General features: G+C 69.0%; 21 protein-coding genes, 1 tRNA gene and 1 other RNA gene. 10 read left to right on the top strand and 13 right to left on the bottom strand.

Going from position 1 to position 22,220, the window contains the following annotated elements; all coding sequences use genetic code 11:
* Nucleotides 1-40: 40 nt before the first annotated feature.
* Nucleotides 41-1,042, bottom strand: a complete 1,002-nt coding sequence (locus tag ADBZ6K_RS04505) for a DEDDh family exonuclease (RefSeq protein ID WP_526344649.1) — start codon at nt 1,040-1,042, stop codon at nt 41-43.
* Between the two features lie 74 nt (nt 1,043-1,116).
* Between ADBZ6K_RS04505 and ADBZ6K_RS04500 the strand changes: the two genes are divergently transcribed.
* The gene (locus ADBZ6K_RS04500) at nt 1,117-2,373 is read left to right on the top strand and encodes a MurT ligase domain-containing protein (RefSeq protein ID WP_526344648.1); all 1,257 of its coding nucleotides are present in this window, start codon (nt 1,117-1,119) and stop codon (nt 2,371-2,373) included.
* Complete coding sequence (locus ADBZ6K_RS04495; protein WP_526344647.1) at nt 2,366-3,082, top strand: type 1 glutamine amidotransferase; 717 nt, start codon at nt 2,366-2,368, stop codon at nt 3,080-3,082. The genes ADBZ6K_RS04500 and ADBZ6K_RS04495 overlap by 8 nt, the downstream gene beginning before the upstream one ends.
* Before the next feature lie 26 nt (nt 3,083-3,108).
* Here the strand turns inward: ADBZ6K_RS04495 and ADBZ6K_RS04490 are convergent, their stop codons facing one another.
* The 4 genes from ADBZ6K_RS04490 to ADBZ6K_RS04475 form a co-directional block, all read right to left on the bottom strand.
* Entirely contained in the window at nt 3,109-3,996 is an 888-nt protein-coding gene (locus ADBZ6K_RS04490; RefSeq protein WP_526344646.1) for a type IV toxin-antitoxin system AbiEi family antitoxin, read from the bottom strand.
* A 153-nt stretch (nt 3,997-4,149) separates the two neighbouring features.
* Complete coding sequence (locus tag ADBZ6K_RS04485; RefSeq protein WP_526344645.1) at nt 4,150-5,844, bottom strand: amidohydrolase; 1,695 nt, start codon at nt 5,842-5,844, stop codon at nt 4,150-4,152.
* Nucleotides 5,845-6,087: 243 nt separating this feature from the next.
* Nucleotides 6,088-6,699 (bottom strand): recombination mediator RecR, encoded by a 612-nt coding sequence (gene recR / locus ADBZ6K_RS04480; protein ID WP_526344644.1) that lies wholly within the window; start codon nt 6,697-6,699, stop codon nt 6,088-6,090.
* Between the two features lie 24 nt (nt 6,700-6,723).
* Complete coding sequence (locus ADBZ6K_RS04475) at nt 6,724-7,056, bottom strand: YbaB/EbfC family nucleoid-associated protein (protein WP_526344643.1); 333 nt, start codon at nt 7,054-7,056, stop codon at nt 6,724-6,726.
* Nucleotides 7,057-7,165: 109 nt separating this feature from the next.
* Between ADBZ6K_RS04475 and ADBZ6K_RS04470 the strand changes: the two genes are divergently transcribed.
* On the top strand, nt 7,166-7,918 hold the full coding sequence (locus tag ADBZ6K_RS04470; RefSeq protein ID WP_526344642.1) for an Rv3717 family N-acetylmuramoyl-L-alanine amidase: 753 nt from the start codon (nt 7,166-7,168) through the stop codon (nt 7,916-7,918).
* 154 nt (nt 7,919-8,072) lie between these two features.
* Here the strand turns inward: ADBZ6K_RS04470 and ADBZ6K_RS04465 are convergent, their stop codons facing one another.
* Nucleotides 8,073-8,513 carry an SRPBCC family protein gene (locus tag ADBZ6K_RS04465; protein WP_526344641.1) on the bottom strand — a complete coding sequence of 147 codons (441 nt, stop codon included), beginning with the start codon at nt 8,511-8,513 and terminating at the stop codon, nt 8,073-8,075.
* 89 nt (nt 8,514-8,602) lie between these two features.
* Here ADBZ6K_RS04465 and ADBZ6K_RS04460 point away from each other — a divergent pair, with 89 nt between their 5' ends.
* The gene (locus ADBZ6K_RS04460; protein ID WP_526344640.1) at nt 8,603-9,982 is read left to right on the top strand and encodes an FAD-binding oxidoreductase; all 1,380 of its coding nucleotides are present in this window, start codon (nt 8,603-8,605) and stop codon (nt 9,980-9,982) included.
* Nucleotides 9,979-11,298, top strand: a complete 1,320-nt coding sequence (locus ADBZ6K_RS04455) for an SAM-dependent methyltransferase (protein ID WP_526344639.1) — start codon at nt 9,979-9,981, stop codon at nt 11,296-11,298. The genes ADBZ6K_RS04460 and ADBZ6K_RS04455 overlap by 4 nt, the downstream gene beginning before the upstream one ends.
* 13 nt (nt 11,299-11,311) lie before the next feature.
* Here ADBZ6K_RS04455 and ADBZ6K_RS04450 read toward each other — a convergent pair whose 3' ends face one another.
* The 3 genes from ADBZ6K_RS04450 to ffs all read right to left on the bottom strand — a co-directional run bounded on the left by ADBZ6K_RS04450 (nt 11,312) and on the right by ffs (nt 14,675).
* Nucleotides 11,312-13,216 (bottom strand): DNA polymerase III subunits gamma/tau, encoded by a 1,905-nt coding sequence (locus tag ADBZ6K_RS04450; protein ID WP_526344638.1) that lies wholly within the window; start codon nt 13,214-13,216, stop codon nt 11,312-11,314.
* A gap of 43 nt (nt 13,217-13,259) precedes the next feature.
* Entirely contained in the window at nt 13,260-14,543 is a 1,284-nt protein-coding gene (locus ADBZ6K_RS04445) for an aspartate aminotransferase type Ic (protein ID WP_526344637.1), read from the bottom strand.
* A 37-nt stretch (nt 14,544-14,580) separates the two neighbouring features.
* Nucleotides 14,581-14,675, bottom strand: an RNA gene (gene ffs, locus ADBZ6K_RS04440) — signal recognition particle sRNA small type.
* A 69-nt stretch (nt 14,676-14,744) separates the two neighbouring features.
* On the opposite strand from ffs, the gene ADBZ6K_RS04435 reads away from it, so the two are divergent.
* The 4 genes from ADBZ6K_RS04435 (at nt 14,745) to ADBZ6K_RS04420 (ending at nt 17,587) form a co-directional block, all read left to right on the top strand.
* A tRNA-Ser gene (locus tag ADBZ6K_RS04435) sits at nt 14,745-14,830 on the top strand.
* A 73-nt stretch (nt 14,831-14,903) separates the two neighbouring features.
* Nucleotides 14,904-15,740, top strand: a complete 837-nt coding sequence (lucA, locus tag ADBZ6K_RS04430; protein ID WP_526344636.1) for a lipid uptake coordinator LucA — start codon at nt 14,904-14,906, stop codon at nt 15,738-15,740.
* Nucleotides 15,741-15,795: 55 nt separating this feature from the next.
* Nucleotides 15,796-16,827, top strand: coding sequence for a S1C family serine protease (locus tag ADBZ6K_RS04425; protein ID WP_526344635.1), 1,032 nt, complete (start codon nt 15,796-15,798; stop codon nt 16,825-16,827).
* 76 nt (nt 16,828-16,903) lie between these two features.
* The gene (locus ADBZ6K_RS04420; protein WP_526344634.1) at nt 16,904-17,587 is read left to right on the top strand and encodes a GAP family protein; all 684 of its coding nucleotides are present in this window, start codon (nt 16,904-16,906) and stop codon (nt 17,585-17,587) included.
* A 20-nt stretch (nt 17,588-17,607) separates the two neighbouring features.
* On the opposite strand, the gene ADBZ6K_RS04415 is transcribed toward ADBZ6K_RS04420, so the two are convergent.
* From ADBZ6K_RS04415 to ADBZ6K_RS04405, 3 genes are all read right to left on the bottom strand, one after another.
* Nucleotides 17,608-18,027, bottom strand: coding sequence for a hypothetical protein (locus ADBZ6K_RS04415; RefSeq protein ID WP_526344633.1), 420 nt, complete (start codon nt 18,025-18,027; stop codon nt 17,608-17,610).
* Nucleotides 18,028-18,195: 168 nt separating this feature from the next.
* The gene (gene ligD, locus ADBZ6K_RS04410) at nt 18,196-19,242 is read right to left on the bottom strand and encodes a non-homologous end-joining DNA ligase (RefSeq protein ID WP_526344632.1); all 1,047 of its coding nucleotides are present in this window, start codon (nt 19,240-19,242) and stop codon (nt 18,196-18,198) included.
* Between the two features lies 1 nt (nt 19,243).
* On the bottom strand, nt 19,244-20,302 hold the full coding sequence (locus ADBZ6K_RS04405; protein ID WP_526344881.1) for an ATP-dependent DNA ligase: 1,059 nt from the start codon (nt 20,300-20,302) through the stop codon (nt 19,244-19,246).
* Between the two features lie 59 nt (nt 20,303-20,361).
* Here ADBZ6K_RS04405 and ADBZ6K_RS04400 point away from each other — a divergent pair, with 59 nt between their 5' ends.
* Entirely contained in the window at nt 20,362-21,438 is a 1,077-nt protein-coding gene (locus tag ADBZ6K_RS04400; protein ID WP_526344631.1) for an ATP-dependent DNA ligase, read from the top strand.
* Nucleotide 21,439: 1 nt separating this feature from the next.
* Here ADBZ6K_RS04400 and ADBZ6K_RS04395 read toward each other — a convergent pair whose 3' ends face one another.
* Complete coding sequence (locus tag ADBZ6K_RS04395) at nt 21,440-22,216, bottom strand: GntR family transcriptional regulator (RefSeq protein WP_526344630.1); 777 nt, start codon at nt 22,214-22,216, stop codon at nt 21,440-21,442.
* Nucleotides 22,217-22,220: the final 4 nt, after the last annotated feature.

Genomic DNA, 22,220 nt, shown 5'->3' with positions numbered 1-22,220 from the left:
CACCGTACCACTATGGATGTAGTGATTGGAAGAAGTTTGCTCAGAACAGGGCGAACTGTTCGCCGGCCGGGCTGGCCACGGCGAACTCCTCGACGCCGGTGCCCCCCACGACCCGTTCGACGCGGCACAGGAAATCGACGTCGACCAGCAGGGGGATGCCCAGCTCCAGCGCCTGATACCCCTTACCCTGGTCGGGTTCGCGTTCGTTGCAGATGACCAGCGACGTCTCCGGGTCGACGGCGTCGGTGAACGTCAGTCCGGCGTACACGATGCGCTCGATGAGCTCCTCGTGCGTGTGGTCGACCTCGGCGGACAGCGCCACCCGCATGCCCTGGACGAGCGGCCGGCCGGTGACGAACCGGCCGGGATTGACGTACGGGCAGGGCAGCCGCGACGCCAGCGCCTTCAACGGGCGCAGCTCCTCGTGGGTGACCCGGCCGTTGGGCCAGCGCTTGCGCGTCACCGGCCGCACCGGCAGCCACGCCCTGCGCTCCCTGGCCCTGGCAAGCGCGGGCTTGAGGATCTGTGCGAGCACCAGCGCGTCGTCCAGCGCATCGTGCGGTTTCAGCTGGGTGGCACCCCAATGCGCCGCCAGCGTGTCCAACCGGAGGTTCTCGGTGCCCAGATCGAGCCTGCGCGCCAGCTCGACCGTGCACATCACCGAGTCGACGGGCAGTTCGGCGCCGACGAGTTCGGCTTCGGCGGCAAGGAACGCGTAGTCGAACCCGACGTTGTGGGCGACCAGCGTGCGACCGCGCAGCACCTCCGCCAGCTCGCCGACGATGTCCCCGAAGGTGGGCTGCCCGGCCAGCATCTCGGCCGTCAGCCCGTGAACGTGTGTCGGTCCCGGGTCGACGCCCGCGTCGAGCAGAGTCGCCAGCGTGTGCTCGACGTTGCCGTCGTCGGCGACCGCGAGGGCGGCCAGGCTGACGATGCGCGACTGCCCCGGCCGGAAGCCGGAGGTCTCGACGTCGACGACCGCCCAGCCCGTCCCCGGATCGGCCGCCGGCCGGCCCCAGGTCCCGGCTGTCGTTTGGCTCACCCGGTCAGGATGGCACGGCGCTCCGACATCACTCGCCCGGCGGTGCCGCGTGTCGGACACCTAAAATGCCGGGAATGGTGACTCCCCGTGGACGCGCAGCGCTGGCTGCCGGCGCCGCTGCCCGGTGGGCATCGCGGGTCAGCGGCCGCGGCGCGGGCGCGATGATCGGCGGGCTCGTCGCGATGACGCTGGACCGCTCCATCCTGCGTCAGCTCGGTAGGGACCGTCGCACCGTCGTCGTGACCGGCACGAACGGCAAGTCGACCACCACCAGGATGACCGCGGCGGCGCTGGGAACGATGGGTGCCGTGGCGACGAACGCCGAGGGCGCCAACATGGACGCGGGCCTCATCGCCGCCCTTGCCGCGGCCCGCAAGGCGGGTCTTGCCGCCCTCGAGGTCGACGAGATGCACGTCCCGCACGTTGCCGACGCGGTCGAGCCATCCGTCATCGTGCTGCTCAACCTGTCCCGCGACCAGCTCGACCGGGTGGGTGAGATCAACCACATCGAGCGCACCCTGCGCGCCGGCCTGACCCACCACACCGGCGCGGTCGTCGTCGCCAACTGCGACGACGTGTTGATGGCTTCGGCGGCCTACGACCACCCCCGCGTCGTGTGGGTGGCCGCGGGAGGAGGCTGGGCGGGCGACTCGGTGAGCTGTCCGCGGTCCGGCGAGATCATCGTGCGCGACGGGCAACCTGGCGGGGCCTGGTACTCCACGGGGATCGACTTCAAGCGACCCACCCCCCAATGGTGGTTCGACGACGAGAACATCTACGGACCCGACGGGCTGGTCCTGCCGATGCGGCTGGCCCTGCCCGGAACGGTCAACCGCGGCAACGCCACCCAGGCCGTTGCGGCGGCGGTCGCGCTCGGCGCCGATCCGGCGAAGGCGGTGGCGGCGGTAGCCCTCGTCGACGAGGTGGCCGGGCGGTACAGCACGGTGCGCCTCGGCGCCCACACCGTGCGGATGCTGCTCGCCAAGAACCCTGCGGGCTGGCAAGAGGCATTGTCGATGGTGGACACCGATTCCGGATCGGTGGTGATCGCGGTCAACGGGCAGGTGCCCGACGGCGAGGACCTGTCCTGGCTGTGGGACGTGAACTTCGAGCACTTCACCCACAAAGCGGTGGTGGCCGCAGGCGAGCGCGGCACCGACCTGGCGGTGCGGCTCGGCTACGCGGGCGTCGAGCACACGCTGGTGCACGACACCGTCGCGGCCATCACGTCCTGCCCACCCGGGCACGTCGAGGTCGTCGCCAACTACACGGCGTTCCTGCAGCTGAACCGGGTGCTGGGACGGGGTGGACGGGGCGAAGACGGTGCGTGAATCGACGGTGCGGATCGGCCTGGTGCTTCCCGACGTGATGGGCACCTACGGCGACGGCGGCAACTCCGTGGTGTTGCGACAGCGGTTGCGGCTGCGTGGATTCGACGCCGAGATCGTCGAGACCACACTGTCGGAGCCCGTCCCGGAATCGCTGGACCTCTACACGCTCGGCGGCGCCGAGGACTACGCCCAGCGGCTGGCCACCAAGCACCTGATCCGCTATCCCGGCTTGCAGCAAGCGGTTTCGCGCGGCGCGCCAGTGCTGGCGATCTGTGCGGCCATCCAGGTGCTCGGCCACTGGTATGAGACCTCCGCCGGAGAGCGCGTCGACGGTGTGGGCCTGCTGGACGTCACGACCTCGCCGCAGGCCGAGCGCACCATCGGCGAGGTGGCGTCCACGCCGTTGATCGACGGGTTGACCCAACCGCTGACGGGATTCGAAAACCACCGTGGCGGAACGGTTCTCGGTTCCGACGCACGACCACTCGCCGCCGTGACAAAGGGGGCGGGCAACCGGGCGGGCGACGGTATCGACGGCGCCGTGCAGGGCAGCGTCGTCGCCACCTACCTCCACGGCCCGTGCCTGGCCCGCAACCCCGAACTCGCGGACCACCTGTTGTCGCGCGTTGTCGGGCCGCTCGCCCCGTTGGAGGTGCCCGAGGTCGACTCGTTGCGACGCGAACGGCTGGCCGCCCCGCGGCGGGTCTGACTCGCCTTGGCCTCGCGAGATCCACGTTATGCAGCCAAAGTGCGAGTGAGCCTCTGCATTGCGTCGATCTCGATGACGCAGCCCCGGCCTGTCAGCGCTCTCGCTACCCGTGTCAGCCAATCCCGCGGGCGGTCCTCGGCGATCACCCTGATGACGATCCAGCCCATCGCTTCGAGCATGCGCATCCGGTCGATGTCCTTGACGTACTGACGGCGGTCCGTGCGATGGTGATCGCCGTCGTACTCGACCGCGACCATGTACCCGGGCCAGCCCAGGTCCAGGAACGCCACCGGACGGGTGCCGACGCATACCGGGATCTGCGTCGCAGGGCGCGGGAAACCGGTGTCGTGCAGACACAGCCGGATACGGCTCTCCCAAGGGGAGGCGGCACCGCCGTCGATAAGGGGCAGCAGGTCGCGCAGCTGACGCGTCCCGCGGGCCCCTGGGTAGCGCCCGGCGAGCGCCGACACTTCGTCGATCGAGAACCGCTGATTCCACATCAACGCATCCAGCCGCGCGAGGGATTCGGGCCGCTCGAGATGCCGGCCGAGGTCGTAGGCGGTGCGGACCCGCGTCGTGACGGGCAGGCCTGACCGTCGGGTGATCTCGTCGTCGGCGGGCCGCTCCACCCGCCAGATGACGCCCTCCTGCGGACGGCGCTTGAGCCCGATGATCTCCACCGGCGTCGACGAATCCACCCACGGCGCGCCGTGCAGGGCGGCGGCGGCCACCCCGGCGACCACGCCCTTTCTCCCCGATGCCAGCCACGCCGCAATGGCGCGGTCGCGCAGCGACAACGTGGCACCCTTGCGGACGAACACACCCCGGTAGATGGTGGTGTATCCGCGGGCCAGTTCGTGCCTGGTCACCACACCCGCCCTGACCGCCTCACCGCCGAGAATCACCTGTGCCATGGCTGCATCATGCGCGGGCGGACCGACATCCCTGCCACGAAACCCACGTTTTGCAGGCAACATGCGAGAACTGACCTGCGAAAAGTCGATCTCGGCGCGGCCGGGGTCGGCGCGGCCGGGGCGGGCGCCAGAGTAGGCGGGCGCAACGAAGGCTCAGTGGCAGTGCACGTGCGTCTCGGCCGTGCCCGCGCTGACGGGGTCGACGCTGAGGGGCGCGCCGACCGCATCAGCGACCGCCCCCGCGGAGTGGACGATCCGGCCGCCGACGACGGTCACCTCGGCGTGCTGGTCGAGCAGCCCCGCCGGATCGTTCTCGTGGGCGTAGAGGTCGTCGGACCACACCACGAGATCGGCCAGCATGCCGGGGATGATCCGGCCGCGGTCGTGCTCGGCATGCCAGGCGCGGGCTCCGTGCACGGTGTAGGCCTCCAGCGCCTTGTCGAGGCCGACCCGCTCATCCGGGGTCCACGGATCCGATCCGTCGAGCCCGGCGCGAGTCGCCGCGGAGTACAGCCCGACGAGAGGATCCATCTCGCCGACCTGCCAGTCGCTGGAGAACGCCACCGTCGCACCGGAATCCAGCAGGCTGCGGAACCGCCAGGCCCGGCTCCACCGTTGCTCGCCGACGTTCTCCATCCAGGTGCCGGCGACGAGATCGGGTGAGCAGTGCCTGGGTTGCATGGCCGCGGTGACGCCGAGCGCGGCGAACCGCGGCAGGTCGTCGGGATGCAGGCATTCGACGTGCACGATGCCGTGCCTGCGGTCGCGGGTGCCGTTCGTGCGGGCGGCCTGTTCGATCGCGTCGAGGGTCAGCCGGATCCCGGCGTCGCCGGTGGCATGGGTGTGGGTCTGGAAGCCCATCCGATCCAGTTCGCCGAGCACGTCGACGAGTTCGCGGCCCGGGTAGCTGGGCCGTCCCCGGACCCCTGGCCTGTTCGCGTAGTCCTCCAGCATCAGCGCGGTGTGGGGTTCGATGACGTCGTCGGCGTAGAGCTTGACCGGGCCCAGGCGCAGCAGCGGATCGTCGGCCGCACCGTCGACGGCGTCGCGCAGCCGCTGCCGGAACGCCCCGTCCGCCCCGACCGGATGGAACAACGCGGCGATCACCCGCGAAGTCAGCACGCCCTCGGCCAGCGCACGCTCGAACAGCGGCAGCTCGGCCAGCGGCACCTGCGGTTCCACCACGGTGGTGATGCCCAGCGCCGTGGCCATCCGCATGCTCGACTGAACCTTGCGGTAGCGGCGCTGCGGGGAGTACATCGGGATGTCGGCCTGCAGCGCAGCCAGCCCGGCCTCCGTCATTGCACTGGTGTAGAAGTCGGTGACCCACCCGGTGGGATCGCCGGTCACCGGGTCGCGCTCGGGGCGTCCCCAAGCGATGTCGGTGCCGCCCGCGATGCCGAGCACCGCCAGCGCGGCCCGGTTCAGCCACACCGAATGCTGGTCGTAGGTGGTGACGAAGATCGGCTTGTCGGTCAGCCCGCCGAGGTCGGCGGCGTTGGGTCTGCGGCCCTCGACGATGGAGTACACCGCGTTCTCTGCGCAGATCCAGTCGAGGTCGCCGCGGCGCTGCGCGAACTCGGCGATGCGGCGGCGCACCTCGGCGAGGTCGTGGGCACCCTCCAGCGACACGGCGTCCTCGTCGAAGCCGAGCAGCAGGTGGTTGTGGCTGTCGATCACGCCGGGGGTGAGCAGCCGGCCGCCCGCGTCGATGCGGCGGTCCGCGGCGGGCGCATCGGTGGCCGCGCCGACGTAGGCGATGCGTCCGTCGCGGATGCCGACGGCCTCGGCCCGCGGCGCGGCGGAATCGAAGGTGCGCACCCGTGCCCCGGTGATGAGTATGTCCATGGTCAGACCTCCGCGGTCTCGTCGTCGGCTACCTCGAGAAGTAGCAGGTGGTGCCCGCCCGCGCGCGCAGATAGCAGAAGTAGTAGAGGAATCCCGCCGCGACGATGCCGACGGTGATGCCTAGGCTCAGCCACTGTGCGGGCCTGACGACGCGCTGATGACGGTGGATCGGGACGCCGCGGCGATGCGTGCGGTGGCCGCGGAGCTGGGTTGCCCTGTTACCGCTGGAAGTTAGCCGGCGCGTCAGGCCATCTGGCGTCGGCCCGTCAGTGCGCGGCCCAGCGTCAGCTCGTCGGCGAACTCCAGGTCGCCGCCCATGGGGAGACCGGAGGCAATCCGCGTCACCGTCAGCCCGGGGATGTCGCGCAACATCCGCACCAGGTAGGTCGCGGTGGCCTCGCCCTCGGTGTTGGGGTCGGTGGCGATGATCACCTCGGCGACGTCGACGCCGTCGACGCGTTCACCGATCCGGTTGAGCAGCTCACGAATCCGCAGCTGCTCGGGCCCGATCCCCGACAGCGGGTCAAGCGCCCCGCCGAGCACGTGGTAGCGGCCGCGGAACTCCCGCGTGCGCTCGACGGCCTGCACATCCTTGGGCTCCTCGACCACGCACACCAGCGACGCGTCCCGGCGGGGGTCACTGCAGATGCGGCAGCGCTCGTCGTCGGAGACGTTGCCGCACACCGCGCAGAAGGTCACCCCGTCGCGGATCCTGGCCAGCGCGGCGGTCAGCCGGTCGATGTCGGGTGGTTCGACCGACAACAGGTGAAACGCGATCCGTTGTGCGCTCTTCGGACCGATGCCGGGCAGTTTGCCCAGTTCATCGATCAGATCCTGGACGGGGCCCTCAAACATTGCGCTGCAATATCACAACCCGGGTCACAGCCCCGGCAGCCCGAGACCGCCCATGCCGCCCGCCAGCGGTCCGAGGCGGTCGTGGGCCAGGATGGTGACCTGCGCGGACGCGTCGGCGATGGCGCCCACGATCAGATCCTGCAGCGTCTCGACATCGTCGGGGTCGACGACCTTACGGTCGATGGCCACCCCCACCACCTCGCCGCTGCCCTTCATCGTGACCTGGACCAGGCCGCCGCCGGCCTGTCCGTGCACCTCGGCGTTGGCCAGCGCCTCCTGCGCCTCCATCAGCTGCTGCTGCACCTGCTGCGCCTGCGCGAGCAGCGCCGACATGTCGGGCTGGCCACCTGGTTGCATGACTGGTCCCCTTGCGTGTTGATTTCGTGTTGGTCTCGACTTGGTTGCTCTCGCCGACAGACGACGGTTTGGACTTTCAGCGTAGTCGCCGCCGGGCTACCGTGACGCGGTGCCAGTACCCGCAATTCTGCGTGTCGGCGCCATCGCGGCCAGCGTGGTTGTCGCCGCGTCCGCGTTGACCAGTCCTGTCGCCACCGCGGCGCCGGCCAACATCGCGGGCATGATCGTCTTCCTCGACCCGGGCCACAACGGGGCGAACGACGCCTCCATCTCCAGGCAGGTGCCGACCGGTCGCGGGGGCACCAAGGACTGCCAGGCCAGCGGAACGTCGACGGACGACGGCTATCCCGAGCACACGTTCACCTGGGACACCACGCTGCGCATCCGGCTGGCCCTGACGGCCCTCGGCGTGCGGACGGCGATGTCGCGCGGCAACGACAACGCGCTGGGCCCGTGCGTGGACGAACGAGCCGCGATGGCCAACGCGCTGCGCCCGAACGCGGTCGTATCGATCCACGCCGACGGCGGCCCACCCACCGGGCGCGGCTTCCACGTGCTGTACTCGTCGCCGCCGCTGAATCAGGCCCAGGCCGGACCGTCCGTAAAGTTCGCGCAGGTCATGCGCGACCAGCTGCAGGGCTCGGGCATCCCGCCCGCGAACTACATCGGTGAGGGTGGGCTGGATCCGCGGGCGGATATCGCGGGGCTGAACCTGGCGCAGTACCCGTCGATCCTCGTCGAGCTCGGCAACATGAAGAACCCCGTCGACTCCGGCCTGATGAAGACGCCGGACGGTCGCCAGAAGTACGCCGACGCGGTGGTGCGCGGGCTCGCGACGTTCCTGGGGCAGCAGAGCACATAACGCTCGCCGGCCTCGCGCCACCCTTTCGCGCACCGTCCGTTCGCGCACCGAGATCTGCGGGAGGGCAGTGCCCCCAGCGGTTTTGCGACCACCCCGCAGAAATCGGCGCAAGCGGCGAGCCGTTACCGGCCCTCGCCTGGCCCCTTTCGTGCGGCTAGCGGGCCTCGGTTTCCTTCTTCAGGTTCTCGAGCACCTCGGCCTGGATCTTGCGCAGCCCCAGCGGCGCGAAGGTCTTCTCGAAGAAGCCCTTGACCCCACCGGCGCCGGTCCAGCTGGTCTTGACGGTGACCGACGAACCCTCCCCCGCGGGGGTGACGGTCCAGTTGGTGACCATCGACGAGTTGACGTCCTTCTCGATGACGGTGTGCCCGGCGACGTCGACGGACGCCTTTACGTCACGCACCCGCGACTTGGTGGCCTGCAGCTTCCAGGTGGCAACGGTGCCCGCCCCCTGTCCACCCTCCAGGACCTGGTAGCCGCTGTAATGCGGGGAAAGAATCTTCGGCCGGACCGTCTGATAGTCCGCGACCGCGGCGAGCACCGCCGCGGGGTCTGCGTTGATCACGACGGTGCTGGCCGCACTGACCTGTCCCATAAAGTGAGAACTCCTCGATAGATAGCTGACCCGGTGTGATACCGGTTCGTGCGGTCGCACCTACTGCAACCGCCGACTAGCGTATATGTGTGTCTGTTGTTCCGACCGACGCACAGGCAGCCCACGCCGCGGGCGTGGAACGGCTGCTTGCCAGCTATCGTGCTCTGTCCGCAACGGCGACGGTACGACTCGCCAAGCCCACGTCCAATCTTTTCCGGGTGCGCGCCAAGTCCACCGGCAAGGGATTGGACACGTCGGGGCTGACCAACGTCATCAGCATCGATGCGGATGCTCGCACGGCCGATGTCGCGGGCATGTGCACCTACGAGGACATCGTCGCGGCGACCCTGCCCTACGGACTGGCCCCGCTGGTTGTGCCGCAACTGAAAACGATCACCCTGGGCGGTGCGGTGACCGGGCTCGGCATCGAATCGGCGTCATTTCGCAACGGTTTACCGCATGAGTCCGTGCTGGAGATGGACGTGCTCACCGGCGCGGGCGAGGTGCTCACGCTGTCACCCGACCGGCATGCCGACCTCTTCAGGGCTTTTCCCAATTCTTATGGGACGCTGGGCTATTCGGTACGGCTTCGCATCGAGCTGGAACCCGTCAAACCGTTTGTCGCACTCCGCCACCTGCGGTTCAGGTCGGTGTCCGACCTCATTGCCGGCATGGACCGCATCATCGAGACCGGCGGCCTCGACGGCGTACCGGTCGACTATCTCGACGGTGTGGTGTTCAGCTCACATGAAAGCTATCTGTGCGTCGGTTTCAAGACGTCCACACCGGGTCCGGTCAGCGACTACACAGGAAAGCGCATCTACTACCGGTCGATTCAGCACGATCAGGGTGTAAAGGACGATCGCCTGACCATCCACGACTACCTGTGGCGCTGGGACACCGACTGGTTCTGGTGCTCACGGGCTTTCGGCGCGCAGCATCCGCAACTCCGCCGGTTCTGGCCGCGCCGCTACCGGCGAAGCAGCTTCTATTGGAAACTCATCGGAATCGACCAGCGGTTCGCCATCGCCGACCGGATCGAGAGGCGTAAAGGACTGCCGCCGCGGGAACGTGTGGTGCAGGATATCGAGGTTCCCCTCCAACGGGCTGCGGAGTTTCTGGATTGGTTCCTCGCGACCGTACCCATCGAACCAATCTGGCTGTGCCCGCTGCGGTTACGTGACCAGACGGGTTGGCCGCTCTATCCGATCAGGCCGCACCGCAGCTATGTCAACGTCGGCTTCTGGTCGTCGGTGCCCGCGGGAGATGTCGACGGCGAGACGAACAGGCTCATCGAGGCGAGGGTCAGCGAGCTCGAGGGGCACAAGTCGCTCTATTCGGAATCATTTTATTCGCTCGACACGTTCAACGAGTTGTACGGCGGGGAAACCTACAAGACAGTGAAGAAGGCCTACGATCCCGACTCACGTCTGCTCGACCTGTATGCGAAGGCGGTGCGGCACCAATGACGACGTTCAAGGACCGGGCGGCAGAGTCGCCTGACAGAGCGGGCAGGCTGTCCCTGGCCGAGGTACTGGCGATCTTTGCCGCCGCCAAGCTGCCGCTGAGGTTCACGGCGTACGACGGCAGCGAATCGGGGGCCGAGGAGGCAACGCTGGGCCTGGACCTGAGAACCCCGCGTGGCACGACGTATCTGGCCACCGCACCAGGCGATCTGGGCCTGGCCCGTGCCTACGTGTCGGGTGACATCGAACTGCGCGGCGTGCATCCGGGCGACCCGTATGACCTGCTGAAGGCCCTCGCCCACAAGATGGATTTCCGGCGGCCCCGGGCTCGGGTGCTCGCGAACATCATCCGTTCGATCGGCTTCGAGCATCTCCGGCCGATCGCACCGCCTCCGCAGGAGGCACTGCCCCGCTGGCGCCGGATCGCCGAAGGCTTGCGGCACAGCCGGACCCGCGATGCCGAAGCGATCCACCACCACTACGACGTGTCCAACACGTTCTACGAATGGGTGCTCGGGCCGTCGATGACCTACACCTGCGCGTGCTATCCCCGGCCGGATGCGACGCTGGAGGAGGCCCAGGACAACAAGTACCGCCTCGTCTTCGAGAAACTGCGGCTCAAGCCGGGTGACCGCCTGCTCGACGTGGGCTGCGGCTGGGGCAGCATGGTGCGCTACGCGGCCCGCCACGGGGTGAAGGCGATCGGTGTGACCCTCTCGAAGGAGCAGGCCGCTTGGGCGCAGCGGGCGATCGCCGACGAGGGTCTCGGTGATCTGGCCGAGGTCAGGCTCTGCGACTACCGCGACGTGCGCGAGACCGGATTCGACGCCGTGTCGTCGATCGGTCTGACCGAGCACATCGGCGTGCAGAACTATCCGGCCTACTTCGAGTTCCTGCAGAACAGGATGCGTACCGGCGCGCTGCTGCTCAACCATTGCATCACGCGTCCCGACAACCGGGCCGGTGCCACCGCGGGCGGATTCATCGATCGTTACGTCTTCCCCGACGGTGAACTGACGGGTTCGGGCCGCATCATCACCGAGATGCAGAACACCGGCCTCGAAGTCGTCCACGAGGAGAACCTGCGCCATCACTACGCGATGACGCTGCGCGACTGGTGCGCCAACCTGGTCGAGCACTGGGACGAGGCCGTCGCCGAGGTGGGTCTGCCCACCGCCAAGGTGTGGGGCCTCTACATGGCCGGTTCGCGGCTGGGCTTCGAGACGAATGTCGTTCAGCTGCACCAGGTTCTGGCGGTCAAGCTGGGCGAAGACGGATCCGGCGGCGGGCTGCCGCTGCGTCCGTGGTGGGACGCGTAGCGTCGGTCGGCGGTCACCCGCCGTCGATGCGGCGGGCCCCCAGCTCGTTCTGCAGGAGTTCGAGCGCGGCTTCCTCGGGATCGCGGCGCGGGGCCGCGATGTCACTGGTCGCCTCCGCCATCATGTCGTCCTCTTCGGCGCGCTGAGCCCGCTGACGCGCGAGGTCGACCTCCGGCTCCGGCGGGCCTTGCGGGGGTGGGGGCGCTCCACCCGCCTCGCACCGGATCTTCCAGTCCACCCCGAGCACATCCTTGAGCGCTTCCCGGATCACGTCGGAATTGCGTTGCTCGACAAGACGTTTGGCCAGCGGTGCGGACGGATGGCTGAGCACCAGGGTATCCCCGTCGACGGTCAGCACGGTCGCGCCGTCGAGCATGACGTCGGTGGGCCGCCGCAGCTGCCGGACCTTGTCCCGGATCGTGCTCCACTGTCTGCGCACCGCCGCCGCGTCCGGGGCCGCCGGGGCGACCGGCGGGGCGGACGCAGCCGGCGCGGGGGCCGGCTGAGGTGCGGGGGCCCGCTCGGGCGAGGGGGGCGCCGCGGCGGGGGTCGGCTCGGGCACCGGCGGCCGCGCCACCGGCTGCGCCGCGGGTGGGGTCGGGTCGGCGGCCCGGCTCTTGCGGGCGTATTGCCTGGACGGCGCGGCGGGCGGCTGGGCGGGGGCGCCACCGAGGGCGTTAGCGGTGGCATTGGCAGTGCCGAGGGCATTGCCGATGGCGTTTCCGGAGTCGTGACCGGCGGCGGCCTCCGCGGCCGGAATCGACATCGCCAGCCGGTTCTCGATGCGCTCGACGCGGTGCAGCAGCGCGGACTCGGTGTCGCTGGCCGACGGCAGCAGCAGCCGCGCACACACCACCTCGAGCAACAGCCGCGGCGCGGTGGCGCCGCGCATCTCGCCGAGCCCGGCGTGCACCACCTCGGCGTACCGCGTCAACGTCGCGGGCCCGATGCGGGCGGCCTGCTCGCGCATGCGATCCAGCACATCGTCGGGGGCGTCCACCACGCCGCGTGCCGCGGCATCGGGCACCGCCTGCAGCACGATGAGGTCGCGGAACCGTTCGAGCAGGTCGATGGCGAACCGGCGGGGATCGTGGCCGGCGTCGATCACCGACTCGACCGCACCGAACAGCGCGGCCGCATCACCGGCGGCCAGCGCGTCGACGGCGTCGTCGATGAGCGCGATATCCGTGGCGCCCAGCAGCGCCAGCGCGCGCTGGTATTGGACGTGACCGCCCTCCGAGCCGGCCAGCAACTGGTCGAGGACCGACAACGTGTCGCGGGGCGAACCCCCGCCCGCCCGGATGACCAGCGGATACACCGCCTCGTCGACGGTGACACCCTCGTCGGCGCAGATCCGTTCCAGCAGGGACCGCATGGTGCGCGGGGCGAGCAGCCGGAACGGATAGTGATGGGTCCGCGACCGGATGGTGGGCAGCACCTTCTCCGGCTCGGTGGTGGCGAAGACGAAGATCAGATGTTCCGGTGGTTCCTCGACGATCTTGAGCAGCGCATTGAAGCCCGCGTTGGTGACCATGTGCGCTTCGTCGATGATGAAGATGCGATACCGGGACTGTGCCGGGGCGTAGAAGGCACGGTCACGCAGTTCCCGGGTGTCGTCGACACCGCCGTGGCTGGCCGCGTCGAGTTCGACGACGTCCACGTTGCCTGGCCCGTTGGGCGCCAGCGCGACACACGAGTCACATACCCCGCACGGCGTGGCCGTCGGGCCCTGCTCGCAGTTCAGTGAGCGCGCCAGAATACGCGCCGACGACGTCTTGCCGCAGCCGCGCGGACCGGAGAACAGGTAGGCGTGGTTGATCCGGCCGGCCGTGAGCGCCGTGGACAGCGGCTCGGTGACGTGCTCCTGGCCGACGACGTCGGCGAAGGAGGCTGGTCGGTACTTGCGGTAGAGAGCCACGGAAGCAGGCTACCCAGACACTCCGACCGAGCCGGATCCGAACTCAGTCCTTCAGCAGCACCTCGGTGGCCGAGAGCAGCGCGCACGTGGCGAGACCGTCGATCGCGTCACGCAACTCCGGCTCGGACGGGAACGACGGCGCGATGCGGATGTTCTTGTCCTCCGGGTCTTTCCGATAGGGGTACGACGCACCCGCCTCGGTGACCGCGATGCCGGCGTCCTTGGCGAGCGCCACCGTCCGCCGCGCGGTGCCGGGCAGCACGTCCAGGCTGATGAAGTACCCGCCCTTGGGGTCGGTCCACGACGCGATCTTCGACTCGCGCAGGCGGTCCTCGAGGATCTGCAGGACCAGCGCGAACTTCGGCGCCAGCAGCTGCTGATGCCGCTGCATGTGCAGCAGCACCCCGTCCGCGTCGCCGAAGAACCGCAGGTGCCGCAGCTGGTTGAGCTTGTCCGGGCCGATCGATTTCTTCCCCGCGTACTGCAGATACCACGCGATATTGCCCAGCGAACCGCCGAAGAAGCTCACCCCCGCGCCCGCGAAGGTGATCTTGCTGGTGGACGCGAACACCAGCGGCCGGTTCGGGTTTCCTGCCGCCTCTGCCAGACCCAGCACGTCGACCTGCCGGACGAATTCGTGGGTGAGCGTGTGCACCGCATACGCGTTATCCCAGAACAACCGGAAATCGTTTGCCGCCGTGCGCATTTGGACCAGGCGACGAACGTTTTCCCAGGAGTAGGTGGCGCCGGTCGGATTCGAGTAGACCGGAACGCACCACATGCCCTTGATGGCCGGGTCGGCGGCGACGAGCTCCTCGATCAGGTCGACGTCCGGTCCGTCCTCGTGCATCGGCACCGGGATCATCTCGATGTCGAGCGCCTCGGAGATCGCGAAGTGCCTGTCGTACCCCGGAGAAGGGCACAGAAACGCCACCCTGGGTTCCTGGATCCACGGCCGCGCCGAATCCGAGCCGCCGTGCAGCATCGAGAAGGTCACGACGTCGTGCATCAATTCCAGGCTGGCGTTGTTGCCCGCGATGAGATTCGGCACGGGGATACCGAGCAATTCGCCGAAGATCGCCCGCAGCTCGGGCAGCCCGTGCAGTCCACCGTAGTTGCGGGTGTCGGTGCCGTCGGCGTCGCGGTAGGCGTCGCGGCCGGCACCCGGCAGCGTGAGCAGCGCATTGGAGAGGTCCAGCTGCGGCGGGGACGGCTTACCCCTGGTCAGGTCCAGGCTGAGCCCTTTGGCCTGCAGGTCGGCGTAGTTGCGCAGCTGAACGTCGTGGTGTGCGCGCAGCTCATCACGGCCGAGAGACTGAAACGACACGGTGGGCCTTCACCTTCGGGTAGCCGCGGATCCTCAGATTGGGGGACCCCGCGCACCCGCCAGAGCCCGTTGACCCTTGCTGCCTTCCGGCCCTGGGGGAGTTCACAGGATGGACGCCGCGCGGGGTCCACGCCGAGTGTAATACCGGCGCGCGTCGGGCAACCCGACGGGCATGCCAACACGGTCAGCTACCATGGCCGCGGAGGATTCGCCTAGTGGCCTATGGCGCTCGCCTGGAACGCGGGTTGGGTTAACAGCCCTCGCGGGTTCAAATCCCGCATCCTCCGCGCGAGGCCCGTGGATGGTCCGGTCCGGTCGAACCGGCCGGATCTCCACCGGCCGACGAGTTCGAGGAGGGGTATGGGCCGCACCGCCGCGGTGGTCTGGCACGCGCCACTTTCGATCGTCGCCGCAGGCCTGTACTTCTTCTTCGTGCTGCCGCGCTGGCCGGAACTGATGGGTCAGACCTCCCACACGCTTGGCACGGTCCTGCGCATCATCACCGGCGCGCTCATCGGGCTGGCCGCGCTTCCCGTGGTCTTCACCCTGGTGCGTACGCGCCGACCCGAGTACCGCACCCCCACGCTGGCGCTGCGGCTACGGGTGTCGTCGATCGTGCTGCATGTGCTCGCGGCGGTGTTGATCGTCGGCACCGCGATCGGCGAGATCTGGTTGAGCCTCGACGCCGCCGGCCCATGGCTGTTCGGCGTTTACGGCGCCGCGGCAGCGATCGCGCTGCTGGGCATGTTCGCCTTCTACCTGGCTTTCGTCGCGGAGTTGCCACCACCGGCGCCCAAGCCGCTGAAGGTCAGGGAGCCGCGCGGCCGCGGCAGGACGGCCCCCGAAGACACCGAAGCCCCCGAAGCCGCGGACGAGGTCGATGTCGATGTCGATGTCGAGGACGCTAACGCCGCCGGCTCCGATTCCGATGAGGCCACTGAGAACGCCGAGTCGACTGAGAACGACGGCGAGGATGCGGGAACCGCAGCCTCCGTCACCGCTCGGCAGGCCGACGACGGGGACGTGGATGCAAGTGACGACATCTCAGGACCGGCGGAGCCGGAGCCTGACAGCCTCGACGCCGACCAACCGGTATCCGGCGGTCTGCGGAATCGTCGGCCGGCAGGAAAAGCACTGCTGTCGCGGCGCCGCAAACGGCCGCGAGGCGCCGTCGCCATCGAGGATCGAGCCGATTGACCAGGTCGGCGGGGCATCCGTCGACAGCCATCGAACTCCCAGACAAGATGAGGACATGGGCAGACATCTCGCGCGTCGCCGTTCGGCGACGTTGCTGACGGTCTTCATCTCGCTGCTGGCGTTGCTGGCCGGGGTCAATCCGGCAGTTTCGGCGGCATTGCCGGGCGATCCCGTCGCCGCGGCGGCGGGCGTCGAGCAGGCAGTGGCACGCATCGACACGACGATCGAGTACCAGAACGCCTACGGCATCGGCACCGGCATCGTGATCGACCCGGGCGGTCAGGTGCTGACCAACTACCACGTCGTCCAGGGCGCCGACCGGATCGATGTCACCGTCGCGGGGCGCACCTACACCGCCGACCTGGTCGGGTACGACCGCAGGCGCGATGTCGCGGTGCTGCAGTTGCTCGGCGCAGGCGGGCTGCCGACGGCGCCGATCGGCGACTCCGCGCAACTGGCACCCGGTGAGCCGGTGGTCGCGCTGGGTAACGCCGAGGGCTCCGGCGCGCCGTTGACCTACGAGGTGGGCACGGTGACCGGGTTCGGCCGGACCGTCAACGCCGAGGACTCGCTGACCGGCACCTCCGACGAACTGGGCGGGCTGATCGAATTCGCCGCCCCGGTCCGTGCCGGCGACTCCGGGGGCCCGGTCGTCAACGGCGCAGGACAGGTGGTCGGGATCACCACGGCGGCATCGGTGAACTTCCGCATGGGCCCCGGCGGGAAAGGCTTCGCGATCCCGATCAACGACGCCATGGGGGTGGCCAACCAGATCCGTGCCCGGGTGCCGTCCGACACGGTGCATATCGGGCCGCCGACGCTGCTGGGCGTAGGGGTGCGCACTGCCCCGCTGCGGGATGGTCACGGCGTGCTGATCCAGGAGGTGTTCCGCGGCGGACCGGCGGATGCGGCCGGCCTGCGCGACGGCGATGTGCTGACGTCCATCGACGGCGTACCGCTGGATTCGTCGTCCACGCTGACCTCCGTGCTGGACCGCCATTACCCCGGCGACGTCATCGACCTCACCTGGATCGACGTCACCGGCCAGGAACGCACCGGGAAGGCCGCGCTGACCTCCGGCCTCTGACTCCGCCTGGTGATGGCGCTGGTCGTAGCCGGCCGCCGGGCGAGCGCGCCGGGACTCGCGTAGCTTCTATCCGGTCATGCTGGCTCTTCTACTTGCGATGTCGGGATTCGCGTTCCTCGACTCCCTCAACGTGCTGAATGTCGGGGTGACCTCGGCGGTCGTGTATGACAGCCGGCTGGGCCGCCGCTCCCCCGTCCCCGGGGGGCTGAGCTTCATCGCGGGCGTGTTCACCGTAACCACGACGTTCGGCATCGGCATGGTGCTCGGCCTGAGTTTCCTCACCGATGTGATGAACTTCGAGCTGACGCCGACGCTGCGCTACCGCGGTGAGCTGGCGCTGGGCATCGTGCTGATCTGCCTGGCCTTCTTCCCGCTGGTGGCGCAGACCACCGCGCCGGGGTGGGCGATGACGGCCATGCGGCAGCGGCCGTGGCTGCTCGGGTTCGTCGGGATCGCGGTGGGGCTCGGACAGGCCCCGACGGCGGTGCCCTATTTGACCGCCCTTGCGATGCTCTCGGCCCGCAATCCGCTGCCGCAGTTCTGGCCGCTGATCGTGGTCGTCTACTGCGCGATCGCGCTGACGCCGTCACTGGTGGTGCTGACGCTGGCAACCAGACGCACCGTGCGGGCGCAGCGCATGCAGCGCAGGATCGTGCGCACCCTCACCCGCTACGGTCCGATGTCGGTGCGGGTGTTGTTTCTGGTCGTGGGCATCGCCCTGGTGTCCGACGCCCTGATCCACCACCACGCGATCTGGTGAGGCTGGCGATCGGGTGAGGCTCAGCCCACCACCCGCGTTGCGGCGGCCTGCAGCCGGGCATCCGGCGGGCCATGCACGCTGACGTCCTTCATGATCTCGGCCGTGCCGTCGTGCACGACGAACTTGCCCTGCTGGGGTTCATGCCCGCCCTCCACCTTGTATTCGACGGTGAACGGGGTCTCCGGCAAGGGGTGCAGGCCGATGTATTTCGGGTTGATCGTGTAGACGTACACACACGCGCCCGCCGGGTCGCAGTCGTGCGCGGTGACGTCGACGCCGATGCTGAACTCGAAGGGCAGCGGAACCGACGGCGGCGGCGCGGCCCGCGGGGGTGCCGGTTGCGGCGAGTGGTCGGCGAACACCATGTACACCGTGATGGAGATACCGGTGACGACCATCGCGATGATTGCCAGTGCAGCGGTGACTTTGCGGATGTTCATCGGCTCCCCGGGTTCCTCCTGTCAGTATCCCCGGCTCGCTCGACTCCGACCTGCCAACCGCTGGCGTCGTGGCGGCCAGCGCTGTCGCCTCGCACGTCACCGATGCTAGTGCGCAGTGCCTCCAGGGGCCCGCTCCGGCCTGCCCGGCCCACGCCCCCGTGGCCCCGATCAGCTCCGGCGGTTACCCTCCTCATCCCAGTGCTCCGCCACCTTCTTGCTCGGTTGCACCCTCGGAGGCTCGCCTGGCATCTTCGGATAGTTCGGCGGGTAGGGCAGGTCACCCAGCCCGCGCTCCTCATCGGCCTTGACCATCTCAAGCAAGGGTTCCAGCGACTGTTTGTCGTCGTCGATGGCCGCCCACGGATCGTCGCGCCCGGCGACCAGGTCGGGCACCGTGGCCATGGTGTAGTCGTCGGGGTCTGCGCCGCGCAGCTCCTCCCACGTCAGCGGCGTCGACACCGTCGCGATGGGGGTCTTGCGCACCGAATACGCCGACGCGAAGGTGCGGTCGCGGGCGTTCTGGTTGTAGTCCACAAAGACCCTCGCGCCTCTTTCTTCCTTCCACCACGAGGTGGTCACCGCGTCGGGTGCGCGGCGCTCCACCTCGCGGGCCAGCGCGATCCCGGCGCGGCGCACCGCCAGGAAATCCCAGTCGGTGCGGATCCGCAGGAAGACGTGCACGCCGCGACCCCCGGAGGTCTTGGGATAGCCGACCAGGCCGAGCTCATCGAGCAGCGGTTTGAGGATGTCCACCGCGATAGTGCTGGCCTCGGCGAACCCGGTGCCCGGCTGCGGGTCCAAGTCGATGCGCAGTTCGTCGGGATGCTCGGTGTCCGGACAGCGCACCTGCCACGGATGCAGCGTGATGGTGCCCATCTGCGCCGCCCACAGGATCGACGACGGGTGGGTCACCTTCAGCGCGTCGGCGGTGCGGCCCGACGGGAAGGTCACGGTGCACGTCTCGAGGTAGTCGGGGTGCTTCTGCGGCACCCGCTTCTGGTAGATCTCCTCGCCGTCGATGCCCTCGGGGAACCGCTGCAGATGCGTCGGGCGGTCCTTCAGCAGCGCCACCATGCGATCGGCGACGGCACGGTAGTACTCGAACAGCGTGCCCTTGGTGCCGTCGGCACCCAGCTTCGGGAAGTACACCTTGTCCCGGTTGGTCAGCCGGACGGCCACCCCGTCGACGTCGATCTCCTCAGCAGCGGTTGCCATGTCAGGACTCCAGCACGTCGAACAGGTCGTAGTTGACGGGCACATCGAGCTGAGCGAAGGTGCAACTCGTGGGGTCGCGGTCCGGCCGCCACCGGACGAACTTCACCGCGTGGCGAAACCGCTTGCCGTGCACGATGTTTCCTTCCATCTGATCGTAGGCGACCTCGCACACCCGGTCGGGCTCGATCGGGATCCAGCGTTTGTCGGCCGCCGAGTTCCACCGGCTGGGTTCACCGTCCTGCACGATGTCTTCGCCCTTGCGCAGCGGTTCGAGGTCGGCGAGCAGCTTGAGCCGGTCCTTGACGGTGAACGACGCGGCGCCGCCGACCATCTGGAGCTCACCGTCGTCGCGGTACAGGCCGAGCAGGATCGACCCGACCCCTTCGCCGCTCTTGTGTACGCGGTAGCCGATGGCGACGCAGTCCGCGTCGCGGGCGTGTTTGACCTTGACCATCTCGCGTTTACCCGGCAGATAGGGGCCGTCGAGCCGTTTGGCGATCACACCGTCGAGCCCGGCACCCTCGAACGTGTCGAGCCACTGCGCACCCAGCTGCGGATCCTCGGTGGTGCGGGTGACGTGGCACCACTCATGGTCGTCGTCGACGGCTTCCGCAAGCGCCTGTCTGCGGACGCGAAACGGCTCACCCATCAACGAGGTATCGCCGGTGGCCAGCGCGTCGAAACCGATGAAGTGCGCCGGGGTCTGTTCCGCGAGCATCGTGACCCGGCTGGCGGCGGGGTGAATGCGCTGGGACAGCGAATCCCAGTCCAGCCGCATCCGGCCGTCGATCTCGCGCGGCACCACCACCTCGCCATCGAGCACGCAGCGGTCGGCGAGCCCGTCACGCAGGGCGTCGAGGAGTTCAGGAAAGTACCGGCCGAGTTCCTTGCCGTTGCGCGACTGCAGCACGACGTTGTCGCCGTCGCGGAACACCAGGGCTCGGAAGCCGTCCCACTTCGGTTCGTAGGACCACACCCCCGCTTCGGGCGGAACCTTCACCTGGGCCTTGGCCAGCATCGGCTCCAGCGGTGGCAACACGGGTAGGTCCACGGTCTCCATACTCACGTAGACCGGCGCACCCGGGCAATGTCATCGATTCGGCCCGAGAGAATGGTCGTGTGCAGCTGCCCGTCATGCCCCCGGTGTCGCCCATGCTGGCCAAACCGGTGCGGTCGATCCCACCCGGGGCGTCCTACGAGCCGAAATGGGACGGATTCAGGACGATCTGCTTCCGAGACGGCGACGAGGTCGAGCTGGGCAGCCGCAACGAACGCCCGATGACGCGCTACTTCCCCGAACTCGTCGCGGCGATCACCGCCGAACTGCCGCGACGCTGCGTGATCGACGGTGAGATCGTGATCGCCACCAAGCACGGCCTCGATTTCGAGGCGCTGCAGCTGCGGCTGCACCCCGCCGCGTCGCGGGTGCGCATGCTCGCCGAGCAGACACCCGCGTCGTTCATCGCGTTCGACCTGCTTGCCCTCGGCGACGACGACTACACCGCGCGGCCGTTCGGCGAGCGCCGCGCCGCCCTGGTCGATGCGTTGGGTCGAAGTGGTGGCCCGTCGGTCCACCTCACACCCGCGACCACCGAGCTGGCCACCGCGCAGCGGTGGTTCCACACCTTCGAGGGCGCCGGCCTGGACGGGTTGATCGCCAAGCCGCTATCGATCACCTACCAGCCCGACAAACGCGTGATGTTCAAGATCAAGCACGAGCGCACCGCCGACTGCGTGCTGGCCGGCTACCGAATACACAAGTCCGGCGCCGACGCGATCGGTTCGCTGCTGCTGGGGCTTTACGCCGACGACGGCACGCTGGCCTCGGTCGGGGTGGTCGGCGCCTTCCCCATGGCGACGCGCCGCGAACTGTTCACCGAGCTGCAGCCGCTGGTCACCACCTTCGACGCCCACCCGTGGAACTGGGCCTCCCACATCGCCGGTGACCGCACCCCGCGCCGCAACGAAGGCTCGCGCTGGAACGCGGGCAAGGACCTGTCCTTCGTGCCGCTGCGACCCGAACGCGTGGTCGAGGTCCGCTACGACCACATGGAGGGCCGACGCTTCCGCCACACCGCCCAGTTCAACCGTTGGCGACCCGACCGCGATCCGCGCTCGTGCACCTACGACCAGCTCGACCAGCCACTGACCTTCAGCCTGGGCGACATCATCCCCGGCCTGGGTTCACACCCGTGACTCAGCGCCCGCTGACCGACAGCTCGACCCGCCCGTCGGTGCCGCGGCGCTCGCGCTCGGCGGGAGTCGAGGTGGTGGCGGTCAGCCGCACTCGATCGGCCCGGAACAGGTCAAGGGAGTATTCGAACGGGCCACGGGCCGCGTCGCTGGCGATGCGGGTGATGGCCAGCAGCGGTCGCCGGACCGGCACTCCGAGCAGGTCGGCCTCCTCGACGTTGGCGCTGACCACCTCGATGGTTTCCGTCGACGACACCGGCACCAACCCGTAGTGCGCCTCGATGAGTTCGTACAGCGACCCGTCCAGCGGCCGGTCGAGCAGATCAGGCACCGCCGCCGCGGCGAACCGTGCCAGATCCAGCGAGAGCGGGACACCGTCGGCGTGACGCAGGCGCCGGACGGCGATCACCTCCGCGCATCCGAGCACCGCCGCCTCATTCGGGCTGGCCAACCGGCGTTCGGCGGCCAGCACCGTGGTCGCGCTGGTGTGCCCGCCGCTGTGCAGCCGGGCAGGTAACCCGGCCAGCTCGGCCGCGTTGCGCTGCACCAGATCCGATTTCACGAAAGTGCCGCCACCGCGCCCGGTGCGGCGCTCGAGAACGCCCGCCTGACTCAGCGGCAGCAGCGCGCTGCGCAGCGTGGTTCGCGACACCGCGAAGTGTTCCGCCATATCCCGTTCCGAGCCGAGCCGGGCGCCCGGCCGCAGCGCCCCCGTCGCCAGCATCGACAGGATCCGCCGCCGCACATCCTCGGCGACCGGCCCGCCCGCGGATTCGTCCATCGGC

This window comes from Mycobacterium sp., from assembly GCF_044223235.1.
GTDB lineage: Bacteria > Actinomycetota > Actinomycetes > Mycobacteriales > Mycobacteriaceae > Mycobacterium.
This window is presented reverse-complemented; position numbering and strand designations above follow the sequence as displayed.